A 17798-nucleotide genomic window follows, 5' to 3' on the forward strand; every position below is an offset into this window, starting at 1 on the left:
ATGGTGGGCTGCCACCGGCTCAGGCCGAGAAAAAACTTAACGTCGTGTCCGGGATCAGTTGACCACTACAAACCCCTCCATCGCGGCGCGGGTCAGTAGAAGCACGTCATCCGTCAGGTAGGCGGATAGCACATCATGAGTTCGCGTACTTCGGCCGTCGCCAAACGGTGATGTGAGCACAGCAACCCGGAACATGGCGGTCAGGGACTGTTGCTTGCGAAGCTTCCGGGTCGCCCGGTGCATGTAGCTGACCACCGCCTCTCGAATGGCCTCAAGACTCGTCACACGCTCACCAAATATTCGGGACGTGCTGATGGCGTGTCGGTCAGACTCCGCTTCCTGCTGCTCATGCACGGCTCACCGGTGCGCTCGAGCACGACGCCGTACCGCTGGCGAATCGTCTTGGGATCAGTGTCTGGGGGCTGCCAAGCTGTCGTAACCCCATCAGCTCCAAGTGTCATTGAGATCCGGCGCCCAACGCCCCAAGTTTCTTGCGTCGGTATCCGTTTGAGGAGCCATTCGACCGCGAGGTCTGCGCGTAAGTCGACCGCCCCGCCGGGGCGTTCCTTGTACAGTTTGCTCGCGTGTTGCGCCGCCTTGGCCAGGGTCTTGGTGTGGCCAATACTGATGCCCACTGGCATACCCGTCCAGCTCCGGACACGTGCCTGGATCTGCCGCGCGAAGTCCTCAAGCGGCTCTGCAATGCCAGTGAGATCCGCGAAGCTCTCACGACTAAGTAGACCTCGACACGTGCCCGCCGACGACATGCTGTAGCCTTCAGTTTCACCCAACCAGACTTGCGGGGCTCTGAGGTCTACCAAGTCGTCCAGGGAGATCGGGGCTTCATAGTGATCGGCCGCAGGACTGGGAAAGCCGCCCGACGCGCGACCTGAGAGAACCTGGAGGAGGGTAGGCAGCTCGGATTCGGTGATTTGACGTAGGAAAATGAGGTTCATATAAGCGTTTCTTGTAACACTGGATGTATATACAGCAAATAGTAAAATCGCTACCCGTCATATCCGAAGGACGACGAGACGTCCTGGACTCCATACCACGTCACTTCTACTAAGGGGTTGTACCTCGGAAGTATGCTGGCGATCTGGCCAAACTCGACCAGTTCCCCCCCCCGGGTGCTTCTAGGGCCAATGTTCCCGGCAGATCGGGCGGCGCATGCTCACTGACGCCCCCGGAATCTCTGCCCTGAATTCTTGGAGCTTTAACGGGATTCAATCAGCCATGCGGATCGCATACGTGCATACACAGGTGACCAGAAGCACGGCAAGCAGGTGTGGTTGATTGGTGAAGGAGTACATTTGTACTCATCTGCATAACTCGCTACAAGCTGAGCTGATAACACCCGCTTAATCTGCGGGCCTTTCAGGTACCACAGGAGGCTTAACGCATCGCATGATACCGGGTAGAGTGAGATGCCGCACAACCCGTCACCAGCAGAAACACGCGCTAACCGATAAGCAATCGATGGCATCGGATAAAAATCTGCGGGCGCACACAACTCACGATTTATTTGGGGCCTGTCGCCGGCAGCAGCGCTCACCATAACCATGCTCTTTGCGGAGAGCATTTGTAGTGAAAGATCGACGACGACCTTGGTGCCGTTTCGGATAAGGTGATCCATTCCATCTGCCCACGAGATCAAGTCTGGCGTGCCGCTAGGCGTGACAGGGGCGTATACGACCCCGAGCACCGGTCGGTTGTTATGGAGCAGTCCCACCGACACCGCGGAGCCTTTCAGGCCTTTCAAAAAATCGCTTGTGCCGTCGTTGGGGTCGACTACCCAACACCATGGATTTCCCGTGAGTACACGTCCAGTATCTTCACCCCACCAGTCGCAATTCAGTATGGCCAGTAGCTCGGCTCGGAGTTGAATCTCAATTTCGACATCGATATCAGCTTTGTCTCCAAAGCCTCGTCGGCCGTCTGGGCGGACGCATTCAGCTGCAAGGAGCGCGCCGGCGCGTTCGACGGCGGCGATCATGGCTGGGAGGATCTGCAGAAGGTTTGGGATGTCCATTGCGGTACCGTCAGGTTTGTAGGTAGTGCGCAGGGAAGGGGCATCGCAACTATGCATCGTAGCATCTTGGCGAACGCTAGAGAGGCCCTTGGTGAGAGCGGCGGTTCGGCATTGCTGAATAGGGGGACTGCATAGGCCCCTACCAACAGTGGGCTACATGACCGCTGCCTTAGCCGAACAGGATGTTGATCGATTTCTGTTGCAGCGGTACAACTGGCAACGGCCGCATCAGTTCAACAAAGGACTAGCGCCTGCGGTTGCTGAAGAAAAACTTAAAGGAGTGTCCGGGGTCTCTCAGGGTCAGAGCACCGGGCCAGCCTGGTCTTGCATGCTAATCCTGAACATCGTGTAGAGCAGGCCCACGAAGCGAACTTGCGATTAACATAAGCCAAATATTGTCTTCAGCGATGCAGTCATCTCGCGTCCTTTTCCCATAAGCACGTACACCGTGTTTCGCGTCTCGAAAAGGCAAACACCGTCGAACGATTTGCACAGGGTTGAGCGCACCCAGCCGCCTGGAGGAAACCGTCCCTGCTCGTCATAGACGACGCAGTGCGCGTACATGAACATCGGCTCCAAGCCTGTTGCTCGTACTTTCGCCAGCGATTCGGGAGACTCATCAACGTGAAAAATCAGCCAGTCTTCAACCAAGCAGTAGGCTTTATGGGGGAATCGCTCGGCCACCAATGCTTCTATCTCGACTCGAGTCAGGTCTGCACCGAACGACGAGGCCTGGCCCTCTCGATGCACTTCATGCTCAAAGGAATTACCCATAAATTGCAGCTCCTAAAGACAGCGGAGAGAACTGGAACGTCCTCCGGTGGCTAATCAGCCAGCGATTACGGCTAAACGGCCATTGCCATGACTATATACATTTGTTTGGCCTCAATCAAACCCGGCATACCGTCCTCTTTTTGGGAGGGAGTGGTCTGATGTCATTGCGCAAGGCTTACGCGGCGACGTTGCAGTTGCTGAGGGTGAGGCGTGGTTTATCGCAGGCTGATTTTCAGGATAAAGCTGATCAAGGTCACATCAGTCGGCTGGAAGCCTCGTCGGTCTCAGCCAGCGTCGATCTCAGTGCAGATCTAGCTCAGGCTCTGGGCCTTCGACCTCTGTCGTTTCTCACGCTTGTTGCTGCAGCGCATGAAGGTAAGACAGCGCGTTCCGCCCTGGACGAAGTGCTTGCCGAGTTGAACCAGCTCGGCATATTGGACGAGGTGCTGCCATGTGAGCCTCAATCGCTCGTTCCTCCCCAGACAACAGCGGTGGTAGAGAAGCTGCGACAGGTACAGGAACTGAAACGCGCAGGGCTCTCGCAAACTGAAATTAGCGAGCAGCTAGGAATGCCCAGAACTACCGTCCGGCGTCTTTGGCATGCTAGCGATTGATTGATGGGGGGCCAAATACATTCAGCTTGTCACTCCGTATCAAGGGGATGGGTACGACTGATGAGTGCGGGCAAAGACCTGTCACATCCTCCCAGGCGCCGTTGGATCCACTTTGTCGTTCCGATGAGCATCTGATCAAGAAACCTCTGTCCCGCCAGCCCGAGTGGGGATCGTCGAGCTCAGGCAACATCAATGTTCACGCTACACGGGTACCCGATGATGCCGAGTTGCACAAGATCTTTGCCAAAGCGTTCCAGCATCGCGCGGGGTAGTTCTGCCCATCCAAAACCTCGGCCAGCACATCGCTGCTTGGGATCGTCTGCCTTATCAGGTAGCTTAAGCGCCAGTTGATAGGTCAACGTCACCCAGGGATGAAAGATGGTCAAGTTAGCGTTCGTTATGGTTGCCGCACTCGGGTTAATGGCTTGTGCATCGCAGCCTGAACAGGCATTGCAAAGAGATCCAAACGCACCAAGGACTCTGCCAGGGAAGGACAACCCATACGCTCCTAATACCGTAATTGTGATTGCAACTCCTGGCTTCCTTTGGGCAGCGAAACACGTTGCGGACGTCGTGAGCGCAAACGCCGTATCACTTGACATCTCTTATTTCGCAGCGCGGAATCTTGTGATGTACAACGACAACGTAGTTGGACTCATGGAGGTCAACGTCGATGTGGACAACCTTTACGAGTCTGTCTCTGCAGTTTGCAGAGACAAGGAAACCAGAACGGTATGGCAAGAAACGCGGGTGCTCAATTTTGCTGGTGGACGCGAATCACTCGCACGCAGCATGGTAGGGGCGCTGGTAACGAAAGTGGTCGGAAAGACCTGTCCCTGAGCCTAGCGACTCCGCCATAAATGAAAACACTCCCTGACAATTCCGTCTGGCAAATCGGCAAGGCTGGCGATCAGCCAAACCATTGGCTTACCCGGTGTTTCGAGCTTCTTAAGCGACGAGAAGCTGCTTCCAGTATTCGTTCACATCATCGGCGGTCAACCGTACTCGATCGCACAATCGATGTATGTCGATGAGTTGAATAATTTTTTCTCTGATAACTACGGCCGAGATGCGCCGTTGAAGGTAACCTATATTCGGCGCCGTCTGGTGACAAGCATGTCTTCGTTCTCACGCTCGCTCAAGGCAAAGACTTATTCGCGAAAGACGGGAGCTTGCAGCACGACTGGTTCATCGCAAACTGGAAGGCTTGGGACAAGCGGGCAATGGCTCAAGCGTCCTCTTGTGACGATATCGTGAGGCATGATTGGTAACCATTGCCCAGCTAGGCATCGATAAATATCCCACAGCTGCCTTGTACTACCTAGGCTATCGGTGGTGTCGCGCTGGGCGGCCAATCTGAGCGCGCAGGCCTCGGGCCGCAGGCGTGAGGATAAAAATTCAGAGGTCGAAGGCGCCTAGCTGGGCTCGCGACAGCCTGTTCGTAGGCCACGCATTAAAACGACAGTAGCCTCACAGCGCTTTCAGTAGCCGCTCCAATGTGCTCCCACGTGCTGAGCAGTGCCACTGGATCAGTACCCATCCGATCACCTATGCCGAATGACCATCGCCTGCCATCGGGGCTGAAACATTCTTCGCAGTAATCGAGCTCATCACAATCGTTGTACAGAGTGATGCGCCAACCTTCCACATCGACGATGAAGTGACAGGCATAGACCTCATCCCACGTCTGCTTGCCGACCTTGGCAATTGTCCGACGCTCGAAGACGACTTCTCGAAGTATCTGGCACACGTCCCTAGCGGTAAGCGCGAGCACAGGCCTTTCCCATCCTTCGGCTTCATCCATTGGAGCCCCTCCGTATATCTCTCGCTCCATACCAATACCTCGTTTTCGTCGAGCTTTCCCATCACTGCCCGTAATGAACGCTATGATCCACATCAACCCATCAGCAAGGAGAGCCTCATGGATACGCTAGAAACGCTTGGAAGCACTGAGTTCGCAATGACCCGCGCCTTGATCCGAATAGACTCGATCAGCTCAGCCGGAACTGCCGCTGACGCCGTTTTTCGTTTTGCTTCCGCAGTAGGCTACGTCAACGCGTGCGCGGATATCAAAGCGATAAACGAGAATGCCTGGGCAAGGCTGCTTGATCTTGCTGACAAGGCCTATGACGCTCACCCCTTGGCCACGGGCCGGGCCGACGACTTCCAAGTATGAGCACAGACAGCCCCAGGGAGTGACGACGAAGCTGTTCTTAGATTGCGAGTTCACTCAGGTTGACCAAAATACAAAGCTGATCTCGGTTGCCTTGGTGTCTTAAGCCGGCGACGAGTTCTACGTAGAGCTCACAGAAACGTATCAAGTCGAGGACTGCAGTGACTTCGTCATCGAGAACGTGTTGCCACAACTGGATCTGCCAGAGCATGGGAAAACTATGGCCGAATCCTAGGAGTCGTTACTAACCTTCTTGGGCAACCTCAATGGTCACCTCGAGATCTGCTCGGACGCGCCAGGCACTGGAGTTTTTTCTGCCAGCTAGCGTGCGTAGATCACCGCTGGCCTTCAAATGTGATTAACCAGACCACGAATCTACCCCCGCTTGTTTCGGGATCTTGAAGCAGACGATATAGGCGACATGACCACTCCAGAGCTGCCGCACTACGCTGTGCTGGATGCGAGGCTGCTTAAGGGTCTTTATCGCGAGCTCGCACCTACTTTCGAACAATAAGGAACCATTGCCCTGGAAGGAAACAACGACATTCACAAGCGCGAAACCCATAGGAGGAGGGCGCTGTGGCGTCTCGCCACGCTAGCACCAATTGATACTGCTGCGTTCGAGCTGATCCAAGTTCTTGATAATATTCACCAAGCAGAGCTTGATGATGACTCTTTGGGAACGGACATTCTCGGTGTGGAGGAGGTTCTAGTTCAGGTACCAGTGGAACCCCATCCTTCGACCATCAGCATCGTCAGAGTTGAGAATATTCCGCAGCCTTAGCGGTCTCGATTTTAGGCTGCGAGCATTGGCTCGACAAGGGCGGCTGAAGGGTTCTACACGCACGACTGGCATAGTTTTCTCAAAAAATGGCAGGCAGAAATGCGACACGTCGTGGAGCATCGTACTGCTCGCGGTAAATAGTTGCTCGTTCACTGCGGGAAGGTACTCTGATTTAAGCTTCGGCTATGACGAAGCCAATCTGGCAGATGCGCACGGGATCGTCTGGTCGCAAGGTAACCTACCCCGGGCAAGCGAAGTGCCCGCTTCTATGACGGCTATCAATCGTCCAGTGGGGTACGTTTAACTCCACATCATCGCTCACGATGTTGATCATGCGAAGAATCTGCACGCTCAGCCTCAGGATCGCTAGCTGAAATCCGAACCGCACACAGCCCACGCTATCACCAAGAATAATCAACGCAAGGACAATCAGATGCTCCAAGCATTTTCTCGGCGTAAAAGCCGACTCTACGAACGCTATCAAGGTCACCGTGAGCCTGGTGAGCGCAAAGTATCTGAAGAAGACGAGATCACTGCGCTGATTATGGGCCCACTTGAGTATCTAGCAGCTGAAGCTCAAGCATTGGTGTGGCGCACCGTCCTCGAATCGAACCAGTCCGATGCTTCACTCCCATTCCCCGGTACGTTAGTGAAAGACGTTCAAATGCATTTTTGGCCACGTTGTACCGTCGAACCTGACTTACTCGTCGAGCTTGAGTGGGTTTGCGGCACTCGCAGGATCATTCTGATTGAGTTCAAATGGAATGCGCCGCTAAGTGGGCAGGATCAACTCCATCGACAGTGGAACGAATTCCTGTCAGACGAGCAGCGTAAGCACGCGATACATCTTTTTATTGCGCCCGAGACCAGCTCCGCTATCAACGCCATATCAGATTCAGACATCTGGTGCGGAAGGCTTATCCGCAGGTCATGGCCGAACATCATCTCGAGTTTGCTTGATCTAAGGTTTAGCCCTCACCGCGGTGTCAGCGTATGGAGCGTCCACGTCATCCATTTTCTCAAGCTGTTGCGGTTGGACGGTTTTCAGGGATTCAACCATCTGCAGGCGCCACCAAAAATCGACCAGGACAGCACCACCATTTTCTTCAGGGGGAAACGCGAATGACCAACCCGGCAGACCTCGGCGCATCCATAGCCGAAAGCTTCAAGTTCGTATCGAACGTTTCCACAGAATGTGAAGCCTTGCTCAAGCTCACTAAGGAGCAAGTGAGCCAGATGCTTTCGCAGCCTGACGTCAAACAGATTCACTCTGCTGCTGGGGAGTGGATGCTGAGTTACCAAGAGAACGATACGGGTTGGTTGAACACGGAGTTTGCAGCCTCGCTCGCGCTGAAACAGGGCCGAAAAAAGAAGCCCTCTGGCCACGTGTTCGTGCAGATCAGCCTGATGGGATGCGGGATCGACGCATTGAACAACTTCGAACCCTTGATTCACGTTGGTTGGTGGCACGACCCTATAGTTTTTGGCGAGACCTACATGGGGTTTCCGATCGAGTCTGGCGGAGACTATCAGCTCGAATTGGAAGATGGTGTGCTGTTTCGATGGACTCATCGGGCTGCCACGGACGAATGGTGCTACAGCCTCCGTCTAACAAACATAAGCTCCGTCAAGGACGTTCAGGATCTTATAGTAGTGCCCCTGAAACGATTGCTGATGGGTGAGACGGTGCTACGCGTACTGGGGAATCTACCCGTTGTGCGTTATTCGACCGTTGAAGGTCTCTCAGGTCAGTTCTCGTTAACGCCTGCCTAGGTCAAGTACACTGAGGTGGGCGGGACTTCTCAGATCCTGCATGATCGACCGCAGCTGCGATTGTCGGGATGGTATGGACTGCGTGTAGGAGGCGTAGGCTATAAAATCATAGGGAGGAATGATACGAGACCAAGTCTGGCTGCCCCCCAGCGCACCTAGCTACGGATCAGCATCGCATGCTGACCAGCTCACGCCACAGACCGTTTAAAGGTCTCGACCGCTTGTCCAAACGCGCGGCTGTAACCTTCACTGGAAAAGTGGTAAAGCTCATCCACGTCCCACCCCTTAATTCGCAGCTTGCCGTACCTGGCTATTGGGATCTGGTAATTGTCGATAAAACGCCGATCTGGTGAACCATCGTTGTTCTCTCTAAGCCAGCTGAATCCCTCAATGCTGGCGTCGCGAGGTACTGCAAGGGTCTCAACGAAGCGTGACGTACCCGTTGCAATGGTGAAGTCTTTGAGCGACAGAACCTTGAGGCCAGCCATTCCTTCGAGCACCAAAATTCCTGGGAAAAGGTAGAGCGCTTCACCATTACCCGTTGGAAGCTGAGGAACCGTAGAGTAGGGATCATCATCGCGGTAAAGGAAACAGGGCTTGGCCATCTCAAAACGTACTGGAGAACGTTCCACTGCATTCTGTGCGTTGGAGCGTTCTTTGAGTTGATCGACGGGGCTGGAGTTGGTGATGTTCCAGATCATCTCGCTGAGCGCAACGTCACGAAAGGTCTTCAGCAAGGTGTCATACGTCTGCTTCACCCCTGGGGGCAATGACCACTCTAGTCGCAGCTCATGGATGCAAATCTTGGCCTGGAGTTTTTTGATCTCGATAAGCTCCTGAGCTAGTCTATGGTCGAGTCGCGCTTTAGCTTTTCGCTGAAGTAGAACGGTGAGAATTGGCCGCAGCCACTCCGAACGCTTGCGCAGCAAGCTAATGTTACCTTGACGCTGAGTGAGCTCACCACGGAGTGCGATTCGCAGTTTGACGATGTAATTGATAATGTCCTGGAGATCTCGGACGGTGATCTCATCCGGCTCCATCCCTCGTCGATTAAGGTTTCTGACTACATTTCCCGAGATCTTGAATGTTGGACATAAGCAGTCGCTTGATACGAACAGGTATAAACCGCTCACAATCGTTATCCGCTTACGGTACCGCAACGACATAGCTCCCTCCCTCTGATTAATAACATTGCAGTCGACATTTACCCGTTTCTCGGAACATCCTTGTAGTAATTCCCACGGCCACGCCAGAGACCTCATCGATCTAAACACTAGAACTCGTCCTCGGAGATATTGTACGTGGCCATGTTGCCGTTCCTTACCTTATAAAGTGTAAGCGTGATCGTGCTGTACTCGATGCCTAGTGAGCTAGCGGTCTCGGTGAGAGTCATAGCCTCGGAGCGTGAGCGCCCACCCGAGAGCAAGTCTTGGTACCGAACATCGTACGGGCCTTGCTCCAGACTCTTCATCGTGAATTTGCCGTGTGCGGGGATAAAGATCTGGCGCGCTGGCCTTGCCACATTCCCAGAAAGCGAAACGAGCTTCACGAAAACGTCCGAGCTATTCTGGCTGTTGTCGACGGTGACCTCAGAACGGCCAGCTGTCCGGGCTTGCGGGACGCCCTTGAGGTAGCCAGCCGTTACTGGCCACGGTTTTCCATTGGGAGCATTCTTAGGCCGTACGTACACAGGTTGTTGAGCCACCTGCTCAGCTTTGGCCTGAGCAGGCAAGGTCTTCGGCGCATCTTCTGCGATGGGCTCAGCGGAATACGGCATCGGCTCCTTAGGCGGCGGGGAGCGATGAGATGAGACGTTGACTACCGCCAATGCGATAGCGAATCCAGCGACTGCAATCGCACCGAGATGAAAGGGGAACAGCTCATTTGTAAACCTCCAAGAATTCTTCAGCTTCACGAAGGAATCGCCGGGACGCTCCGCATCCAGGAAAGCTTTGAGCCTTTTTGCCAGGTCATCGCGCTCATTCATTAGCGCTGTTTGACGAGATGTCGGGCGAATTTTCTCACAAAACTTCAGCGCATCTGTGGCGATTGCGAATGCGATCTCACGACGTCCCATCGTGTAAAAACAGTAAGCTTGATAAGCCAGCAGCCGAGTATTTTCGAGGGGAGGATGGGTTCCACCGAACATGTTGTGCAGCAGTGCTTGGACTGTGTAAACCGGCCCCCAAGGGAAGCCCCACCATCCGAGCAGCCAAGTCGTTGCAGAGGCCTTCAACGACTTTTTATGGGCGCATTCACTGCAGAATACACCCGCAATTGGCTTGCGCAGTGTCACCAGAAGAAAGCTTTTAACAGATCGATAGACGGCCAGCCGTGGCTGAGCGGAGACTTTGCCACAGCTTGAACATTTTATCGGTTCCGGCGGTGGCTCATCGGGCTGCTCGGACGCCGCCTCGGGTGCGTTATGGTTATCGTATGCCGCACGGGCGATAGGATCGGATAGCACTTCAAAGGCCTCATTGAGCGCCTTAAATTGCTCCGTTGTGTCCAGATTTTGATTCCTATCTGGATGTAGAGCCATCGCCCTGCGCCGATAGGAGGTCTTGATATCCTGTTCAGATGCGCCCGGGGGCAGCTCAAGGATGGCGTAATACCCCAATGGATCGTGTTTCATCAAACTTCCTTGTCAGACCGTTCACGGCACGACTGATTGCTTAGCAGGCGGAGGGTGGTGGTGGAAAGTCTGCCACTCGGAGTATTGGCGCAAAAACCGCCGGATACCGGATAATAGCCATACGCCACCCATGTCGTCTATGAGACGAATCTTAGCGAGAGTGCTACAGCGCTCCTGTCTTGTGGGCGTAGGAGGTCGAAGCCCTTAGCCCCATATCGTGGATCACCACCCGCGATGTTGGCTCACGTTTTTGCCTAAGGATCTTGTGACTGATCAACCGCTCAAATTCGGTGGGGTGATTTGAAAGCCAAGGTTTGCCACGGGTTAGAAAATTGCCGCCCCACAAAAGGGAGATTGCGCATTTGGTGGAGCTTCACAAAAAGCTCAGTTCTGCCAATTGCTGCGGCAAGATGACTTTCGACATTGCACTACATGCTGTCGTCCTGTGCCCATTTCACAATCGTGTCCGCAGCAGCCCTGGAGTGGTCAGCCATAAACAGACGCCGGTCTTGAACTGTCCAGCTACGCTCACCTGGCTGGTTTGTGACTCCGATAATGCCAAGGTTGCCGAAGTATCTTGTGGTGTCAGGATAATGGATGCCTGCCAATGACACTTTTGCCACGCCCCTCTCCCGATCAAAATAGGAAAGGAAATGCCACCCACTCGTGGTGCTGCGCGGATGGGGGAAATTGATGGCAGCCTTACCTGTGATGTAATTCACGTGAAACACGTGCTTGAGGTCAAAGTCTAGGGGGTCAGAATCATGGCAAGCTCCCTGGATGGCATTCAAGCTCGGTCGAAACGGTTGGGCGCAGATAGATTTTTGAGCAAGCATTGATAAAACAGCAACAGTTTGAGAATCAGGATATCTCTTTCGAACGGCATTCTTGAATGTTGGACGAATCAACAGTGCTTCGTCTATAGTCGTTGGATAAGATGTGCCACTCAGAGCGCAGCTCTGGGTGCAATGAGCTGATGATCTACCCGGCCTGTACTGCATCCAGGACGCCCACCAAAACACTGAGTACACGGTCTGACCGGTCTGCAAGGGAGAGCATTGTGATCAAAGGCCTGAAACAGCTTCAACGTGATTTGAAAGACGCGGAAGTCGCGCTCAATGAGTTGAGCGGCAAGCTGTGCACTGTCAATTTCGACCCGTACGATCCTGGCAGCATCGAGCAAGCGATACAACTCGTCCACAAAACCATTGATGACCGTGTAGGTGGGTATGAATCCAATCCGGTAATTCGACCTCTAATTGAGGAAATGAAGGAGTACTATCGAACTCATATTCTTAACGAAGCGGCTGAGAAACGGTTGGTGGGGGACAGTGAATGAATTCGCCCGATATTTTTACGCAAATCAATAGCTGCATCCTCGACCTTCAGAACTCGCAACAACAGACATTTGAAGTACCTCTTAAAAAACTCGGGCGATTGCTAGCCAGTCAAGAGCTTGAAGCGGTGAACCGTAAGCTGACCGATAGCGCCAATCTAGAGGTGTTTTTGTTCGAAAGCGCTGATACTGGCGGGAGCTTTGCCGGCAGCCACAGCTTAGCTTGGCCCGAGGATGACTCAGTCAGGCTAGGCCTTACGATACTGCTTATTCACAAGCTCGCAGCAGAGCCGAGCTATGCGCTTAACTTTGGATATCACTATTTCAGCACCGGCAGCAGGAAAGTAATTGCAGGCTTTCATGCCTTCGTTTCTCAAGTACTGATTCCTTTCGCCCGAGATTACAAAGCTCATATCAAAATAGGGGACGCCGCATCCACAAATTCTTTGACGCCATCGAACAGGGTCTTCATTGTTCACGGGCACGATGAGGGGGCCCGGCACATGCTGGCAAGATTTTTGGATCGACTTGGGCTGGAGTCAATCGTGCTGCAGGAACAACCAGACCGCGGCAGGACGATCATAGAGAAATTTGAGCAGGCTGCTGAGGTGGGATATGCAGTCGTCCTGCTGACTCCTGACGATGTCGGTGCGTCGGCGAAGGTTGACGCTCCTGCGGCAAGAGCTCGCCAGAATGTAATTTTTGAGCTGGGATATTTCGCAGGAAAGCTTGGGAGGGGTCGGGTTTGCTTGCTTAGAAAAGGTGATGTTGAAATCCCATCAGATCTTTTTGGTGTGGTCTATACGGAGCTCGACCCTCATGATGGATGGCAGATGCGACTGGTGCGGGAGATGAAAGAGGCCGGGCTAGACTTTGATGCTTCAAAGCTATATTCCTAATCCTATGGACTGTGAAACGACTTTGATCCATGTACCTGTTGGGCGGAAAATGTTCGAGGTTATGGTAGAAGATCACTGCTAAGTTTGTGGCCATTTGTCTGGATTTTCGCCTGAGAGCGCCCCGTCGAGTGTTGGTGTTCTGAACGTATCGGTTACCACGGGCTTTGCAGGGTACCCCTGCAAACGGAGCGCTGGACGCGAGGATGGAAGCCAGAAGGGCGAAGGCGCCTGCGGCTTGGTTTACGACAGCCGGCCCCAATAAGGGCAGGCACAAGTAGTAATCTGCAGGTCTAAACTAATTGATGCTGAGAATCGGTATGGGCATACAAGATGATGACGACACAGTGTACTGCGACGTCCGGATGCCGCTGGCGGAAGGTCTTGAACTCTTCAGTCTTATCAGCACACTACGAGATTCTGGCTCTCATCCAGGCTTGGATCAGGTATTCAAAGACATCGAAGATGAGCTCAAAGCTTCGATAGACTGCATCGAGAATCCGTGCGGATGGTTCGGGCCGGGGCGTTTGAAGCACTGAGCGCTCAGCCCTCCGTGGCGAAAAGGTAGAAGCTACTGATGAAGCCTACGCACCAAATCCTTGTACTCCTCCCGGGCGGCGATGATCTGATCTCGAAACTCATCAGAGTCTGTCGACATGCCGCCATGATCGGTCACCCGCAATGTCCTGAGCTATTTAGTTGCCTGGATGAAATCCTTTTCCCCGGCGTATATCGCTCTCCGGCCTTCTGTCCATGAAGAGCTCATTTAGCATCGCGTTCAATCAGCGCATATTCCACCTTCGAAGATTCTAGACGCCGTGCATTGACGCAGTTCCTAGCCGTGAGCCTACAGCTTTTGTGGTGGAGTAATCCGATCCAGTAATCGCGGGGCGAAGGTCGCTGCCGAGTGGCCGGTTCGGTTGGGGACACTCCTGGTCGGCATAGTGGTTAGCCGAGTAGCCGGGTAGGTGCGGTACTCCTTAAAAGGAACAGTGGCTGTGCAAGCGGAGCGCGCAGGCCAAGGGCCGTAGGCACGAGGATGGAAGCCCTACGGGCCAAGACGCTTCGCGGCTTGGTTTACGACAGCCGGCCCCCTGGGGCGTGCCACTTGTGCCTGCGAGTCAATTCCCATAATAACCGGAGACTTCCATAAGCTTCTCAGCGAGCGCCATCGCTTGAGCCTGCGTAAACCTGAGCCGTATACCGTTAACTTTCATAGATACGACGTTACCCACCTCTCTGTCCATCATGATGGCGTAGCTGTTGTCATCTTCTATGGGATCAGTTTCAACCCACCCTGGATGGGTAAAGGTAGCAAACGACGTTTCGCATGGCCCATTCCGGAGCACAAAGAATTTATTAGGTTCGAGTTCTGTATCCACTGTTGGCGCACCCCGTTAAATTATCTACCTTGTAGTTAACTAAACGGAAGAAAATCGAGAAGCTTGAGGCTCAAAACAAAGATTTTTCACGAATACAATTCGTCGATCATTGCAGCTCTTGAAGGCGCGAATTCCAGATAGGCAAGAACGAGACCATCAAATGGCCCTAGCGGGGCGACTTCTCCGATCGATGCACCAAGGTCTTGTACTCCTCGCGCGCAGCGATGATTTGATCTCGAAGCTCCTCTGGGTCAATCGACATGCCGCCGCGATCGGTTACACGCAATGTCTTGAGCTTGTTAGCCGCCTGTATAAATTCGTTTTCTCTGCGTAGCTCGCTCTCCGGCCTCACGTCGGGAAAAAGACGTACCCACATCCCGCGTAGCCAATGCATGACACCTCCTGAAGAAATTCGCCGAAGCGCATGGAAACATCTGATACCCGTAGCTTACCTCACCGGCACGGCCACATGGATTCCCCAGTATCGCGTCAACGCTCGACCCCGCTTAGGTACGACGGAGCTGTCGGGGGGGTGACCCCCGAGCCCGGCAGCTTCCTTGTCCGCAAAAAGGCCGTATCGACAATCTTGTCCTAGCACTTGTAGCATCGCACCATGATGCCGCTACGGCAGCCGCCCGCAGAACTCGACAAAGGAATGCCGATCTTGATCACCAAAATACGTATCCGTGGCTACCGCATCTACAAGGATTTCGTGCTGCAGCCGAACCCAGGACTCAACATCCTTGTGGGCAACAACGATGCCGGTAAATCGACGTTGCTGGAAGCTATCTCGCTAGCCCTCAATGGTCGTACAGGCGGGCGAGGGGTACTTGAAGAACTCAACCCTTACTGGTTCAACACTGAGGTCGTTGCCGATTTCCTAGCGCGCCGCAAGTCCGGTGAGAGAGCGGCCTTGCCCCAAATTCTCATCGAGATCTATCTGCAGGATGAAGCAGAGTTAGCTGGCCTGCTCGGAGCGGTCAACGCTGACGTTCCCACCAACGCTTGCCCAGGTGTGTCGCTGGCGATTTTTCCTAATGAGGAATACCGGGACGAACTAGACGAGTGGCTTAGAAATCCGTCAGAGCTGCTTCCGGTCGAGTACTACACCTGCGAATGGCGATCGTTTGCTGACAAAGAGCTCACCAAACGGCCTCGCTCGTTGTCGGTAGCCACAATTGATTCGCGTACCGTCAGGTCTGCTGCAGGTGTCGACTACCACCTGCGCCAGATTCTAAGCGACCACTTGGAACCGCCGGAGAAGGCAGCTATCTCTTTGGGCTTTCGCGATATCAAAGCGACGATGACAGGTGGAGCCTTGGCGCCGGTCAATGGGCGGCTGGCCACGCTAGGCGCCGCGCTTCTGGAAGAACCGATGGCGCTCGCGATGGATCAGACGTCACGAACGTCTTGGGAAAGCGTGATCACCCCACATGTGGACGGCCTTCCGTTCACAATGGCTGGCTACGGTCAGCAGGCTGCAATAAAAATCTCACTTGCGATGAAGCGTCACGCTTCAAAAGTAAAAATCGTGATGATCGAGGAGCCGGAGAACCATCTATCTCACACTAGCCTCACGACCTTACTCAATCGCATCGAGACCCTTGCGACAGACGAGCAACAGCTGTTCATCTCGACGCACAGCACCTACGTGCTGAATAGGCTAGGGCTAGGTTCTCTGCTCCTGTTACACCGCAGCAGCGCTTCCAAAATCACGGAGCTTGAACCTTCGACGGTCAGCTACTTTCAGCGACTGCCTGGCTACGACACGCTCCGGATGGTATTGGCCAAGAAAGTCGTCCTGGTCGAAGGGCCGTCTGATGAAATCATCTTCGAACGTGTCTATAAGGACTGTTTCGGTCGCACGCCAATGTCCGACGGTATCGATGTCATCAGCATGCGCGGCTTGGCACTCGCTCGGTGCCTGGAGCTTTGTGCGGCAATCAGCAAGCCAGTGGCCGTGATGCGGGACAACGATGGTTTCAAACCGGTGGAGCTTCGTGAAACCGTTGATAAATGGCTTGATGGGTCAATTCGAGATCTATTCATTGGGCCGGTGGACGACGGCTATACACTTGAACCGCAGTTGATCACAGCCAACGGCGAAGCTCACCTACGGGAAATGCTCGAGATTACCGAGACGGCAGTACTGAAGACATGGATGGCGCGCGAGAAAACAGAAGGGGCGTTGCGGCTCGCGGAATCCAAGAAAGCTCTGACTCCACCAGCCTACATGAAGGCTGCGGCAGAGTTTATTCACCATGCCTAATCATCTTACCCTGGCCGTTGCCGGCGGCCGGAAGACTCAAGGATTAGTCGAGCACTGCAAGACTCTGCCTGCAGAGCGGCGTGTGGCGATTGTCACGTTCACCCAAACCAACCAACAGGAGCTTCTACATCGAGTGGGGGCACAGGTCGGTGATCGCCACGACCTCGAGGTGATGGGCTGGTACACATTCCTGCTGCGACATTTTGCGAAGCCTTTCTTGCCGTTCAAGTTTCCAGGAGAGCGGGTAGGGGGGTTCAACTTCGACGGCCGGCCTGGGCTATTCGCTAAGGCCCGGCATCGGTTCATGGACGGTGCTAACCAACTCTATGCCTGCGAGCTCGGCCGGCTCGCAAGGGAGCTGATGAACGAGACACCTGCGTTGCTGCGCAGGTTGGAGTGCCTCTTCGATGAAATATTGATCGATGAAGTACAAGACCTCAGTGCCCACGATTGGGAAATCGTCCATGAGTTACTGAAGTCGCGCATCGATGTGCGCATGGTAGGGGATGTGCGCCAGGCTGTGCTGTCTACAAACCCCCGGAGCTCGAAGAACAAAAAGTATGGCTACGCGGAGGCGCTCGACTGGTTTCTCCAGCGCGAAAAGGAAGGACTCCTGAGCATTCACTACGCCACAAAGACTTACCGTTGCCGCACAGAGATTGCTACATTTTCGGACACGATCTTTGACCAAACCTGGGCGTTCCCAAAAACAACCTCCGAAAACCATGTCGTGTCCGAACACGACGGGGTGTTCCTGGTGCACACCAAGCACGTACCAGAGTACGTCGAACGTTTTCAGCCGCAGTGCCTGCGAAATACGAAAGCCTCGGGTAAAGCATTCCCCATGGAGTTCTTGAATTTCAAGGTATCAAAAGGAGCCACCTTCGAACGTGTGCTGATTATCCCCACGGCGCCAATCGAAGCTTTCATCAGGAGCACCACGTATCTGGAGTCGACGTCCGCGGCAGCTTTCTATGTGGCGGTGACAAGAGCGAAGCAAAGTCTGGCGATTGTGATCGACAAGCCGGGCGGATCGGGGTTGCCGGTGTGGGTTCCCTAGCGAAGTTCCCAGCGTCGAAAGCGCCTGCAGGGTAATATTATCTCGCCCTGAAGGTTGGCATCGCAGTCGG

General features: G+C 54.0%; 17 protein-coding genes and 3 pseudogenes. 10 read left to right on the forward strand and 10 right to left on the reverse strand.

Annotation, left to right across the window (positions count from 1 at the left end; genetic code table 11):
• Positions 1–54: 54 nt before the first annotated feature.
• The 3 genes from IFT98_RS19955 to IFT98_RS19970 form a co-directional block, all read right to left on the reverse strand.
• Positions 55–354, reverse strand: coding sequence for a DinB/UmuC family translesion DNA polymerase (locus IFT98_RS19955; RefSeq protein ID WP_192047024.1), 300 nt, complete (start codon positions 352–354; stop codon positions 55–57).
• Entirely contained in the window at positions 282–956 is a 675-nt protein-coding gene (locus IFT98_RS19960; protein WP_244650777.1) for a Y-family DNA polymerase, read from the reverse strand. Before IFT98_RS19960 ends, IFT98_RS19955 begins: the two co-directional genes overlap by 73 nt.
• A gap of 260 nt (positions 957–1216) precedes the next feature.
• Entirely contained in the window at positions 1217–2032 is an 816-nt protein-coding gene (locus tag IFT98_RS19970; protein ID WP_192047025.1) for an inositol monophosphatase family protein, read from the reverse strand.
• Positions 2033–2171: 139 nt separating this feature from the next.
• On the opposite strand from IFT98_RS19970, the pseudogene IFT98_RS21025 reads away from it, so the two are divergent.
• Positions 2172–2384, forward strand: a pseudogene (locus IFT98_RS21025) (hypothetical protein); the annotation flags it as partial.
• Positions 2385–2410: 26 nt separating this feature from the next.
• Here IFT98_RS21025 and IFT98_RS19975 read toward each other — a convergent pair.
• Positions 2411–2806, reverse strand: a complete 396-nt coding sequence (locus IFT98_RS19975; protein ID WP_192047026.1) for a DUF6957 family protein — start codon at positions 2804–2806, stop codon at positions 2411–2413.
• 158 nt (positions 2807–2964) lie between these two features.
• On the opposite strand from IFT98_RS19975, the gene IFT98_RS19980 reads away from it, so the two are divergent.
• On the forward strand, positions 2965–3420 hold the full coding sequence (locus IFT98_RS19980; protein ID WP_192047027.1) for a helix-turn-helix domain-containing protein: 456 nt from the start codon (positions 2965–2967) through the stop codon (positions 3418–3420).
• A 182-nt stretch (positions 3421–3602) separates the two neighbouring features.
• Here the strand turns inward: IFT98_RS19980 and IFT98_RS21275 are convergent.
• Positions 3603–3719, reverse strand: a pseudogene (locus tag IFT98_RS21275) (LysR family transcriptional regulator); the annotation flags it as partial.
• A gap of 79 nt (positions 3720–3798) precedes the next feature.
• Between IFT98_RS21275 and IFT98_RS19985 the strand changes: the two are divergent.
• Positions 3799–4260 carry a hypothetical protein gene (locus IFT98_RS19985; protein ID WP_192047028.1) on the forward strand — a complete coding sequence of 154 codons (462 nt, stop codon included), beginning with the start codon at positions 3799–3801 and terminating at the stop codon, positions 4258–4260.
• A gap of 613 nt (positions 4261–4873) precedes the next feature.
• Here the strand turns inward: IFT98_RS19985 and IFT98_RS19990 are convergent.
• On the reverse strand, positions 4874–5224 hold the full coding sequence (locus IFT98_RS19990) for a DUF7693 family protein (RefSeq protein ID WP_244650779.1): 351 nt from the start codon (positions 5222–5224) through the stop codon (positions 4874–4876).
• 117 nt (positions 5225–5341) lie between these two features.
• On the opposite strand from IFT98_RS19990, the gene IFT98_RS19995 reads away from it, so the two are divergent.
• The 3 genes from IFT98_RS19995 (at position 5342) to IFT98_RS20005 (ending at position 8150) form a co-directional block, all read left to right on the forward strand.
• Positions 5342–5596, forward strand: a complete 255-nt coding sequence (locus IFT98_RS19995) for a hypothetical protein (RefSeq protein WP_192047029.1) — start codon at positions 5342–5344, stop codon at positions 5594–5596.
• Between the two features lie 1214 nt (positions 5597–6810).
• Entirely contained in the window at positions 6811–7503 is a 693-nt protein-coding gene (locus IFT98_RS20000) for a hypothetical protein (RefSeq protein ID WP_192047030.1), read from the forward strand.
• The gene (locus IFT98_RS20005; protein WP_192047031.1) at positions 7500–8150 is read left to right on the forward strand and encodes a hypothetical protein; all 651 of its coding nucleotides are present in this window, start codon (positions 7500–7502) and stop codon (positions 8148–8150) included. Before IFT98_RS20000 ends, IFT98_RS20005 begins: the two co-directional genes overlap by 4 nt.
• A 188-nt stretch (positions 8151–8338) precedes the next feature.
• On the opposite strand, the gene IFT98_RS20010 is transcribed toward IFT98_RS20005, so the two are convergent.
• From IFT98_RS20010 to IFT98_RS20020, 3 genes and pseudogenes are all read right to left on the reverse strand, one after another.
• A complete protein-coding gene (locus IFT98_RS20010; RefSeq protein ID WP_192047032.1) occupies positions 8339–9190 on the reverse strand; it encodes a hypothetical protein in 852 nt (283 codons plus the stop codon).
• 233 nt (positions 9191–9423) lie between these two features.
• Positions 9424–10785: a J domain-containing protein gene (locus tag IFT98_RS20015; RefSeq protein WP_244650781.1), complete on the reverse strand. Its 1362-nt coding sequence runs from the start codon at positions 10783–10785 to the stop codon at positions 9424–9426.
• A 434-nt stretch (positions 10786–11219) separates the two neighbouring features.
• Positions 11220–11567: pseudogene (locus IFT98_RS20020) on the reverse strand (hypothetical protein); the annotation flags it as partial.
• A 278-nt stretch (positions 11568–11845) separates the two neighbouring features.
• Between IFT98_RS20020 and IFT98_RS20025 the strand changes: the two are divergent.
• Positions 11846–12124, forward strand: coding sequence for a hypothetical protein (locus tag IFT98_RS20025; RefSeq protein ID WP_192047034.1), 279 nt, complete (start codon positions 11846–11848; stop codon positions 12122–12124).
• Positions 12121–13020 carry a TIR domain-containing protein gene (locus IFT98_RS20030; protein ID WP_192047035.1) on the forward strand — a complete coding sequence of 300 codons (900 nt, stop codon included), beginning with the start codon at positions 12121–12123 and terminating at the stop codon, positions 13018–13020. The genes IFT98_RS20025 and IFT98_RS20030 overlap by 4 nt, the downstream gene beginning before the upstream one ends.
• Before the next feature lie 1545 nt (positions 13021–14565).
• Here the strand turns inward: IFT98_RS20030 and IFT98_RS20035 are convergent.
• Positions 14566–14793: a hypothetical protein gene (locus IFT98_RS20035; protein ID WP_244650785.1), complete on the reverse strand. Its 228-nt coding sequence runs from the start codon at positions 14791–14793 to the stop codon at positions 14566–14568.
• Positions 14794–15054: 261 nt separating this feature from the next.
• On the opposite strand from IFT98_RS20035, the gene IFT98_RS20040 reads away from it, so the two are divergent.
• Both IFT98_RS20040 and IFT98_RS20045 read left to right on the forward strand, forming a co-directional pair.
• Positions 15055–16668 carry an ATP-dependent nuclease gene (locus IFT98_RS20040; RefSeq protein ID WP_244650786.1) on the forward strand — a complete coding sequence of 538 codons (1614 nt, stop codon included), beginning with the start codon at positions 15055–15057 and terminating at the stop codon, positions 16666–16668.
• Positions 16661–17728 carry a UvrD-helicase domain-containing protein gene (locus IFT98_RS20045; RefSeq protein WP_192047037.1) on the forward strand — a complete coding sequence of 356 codons (1068 nt, stop codon included), beginning with the start codon at positions 16661–16663 and terminating at the stop codon, positions 17726–17728. The genes IFT98_RS20040 and IFT98_RS20045 overlap by 8 nt, the downstream gene beginning before the upstream one ends.
• Positions 17729–17798 lie beyond the last annotated feature (70 nt).

The organism is Pseudomonas sp. CFBP 8770 (genome assembly GCF_014841705.1).
GTDB lineage: Bacteria > Pseudomonadota > Gammaproteobacteria > Pseudomonadales > Pseudomonadaceae > Aquipseudomonas.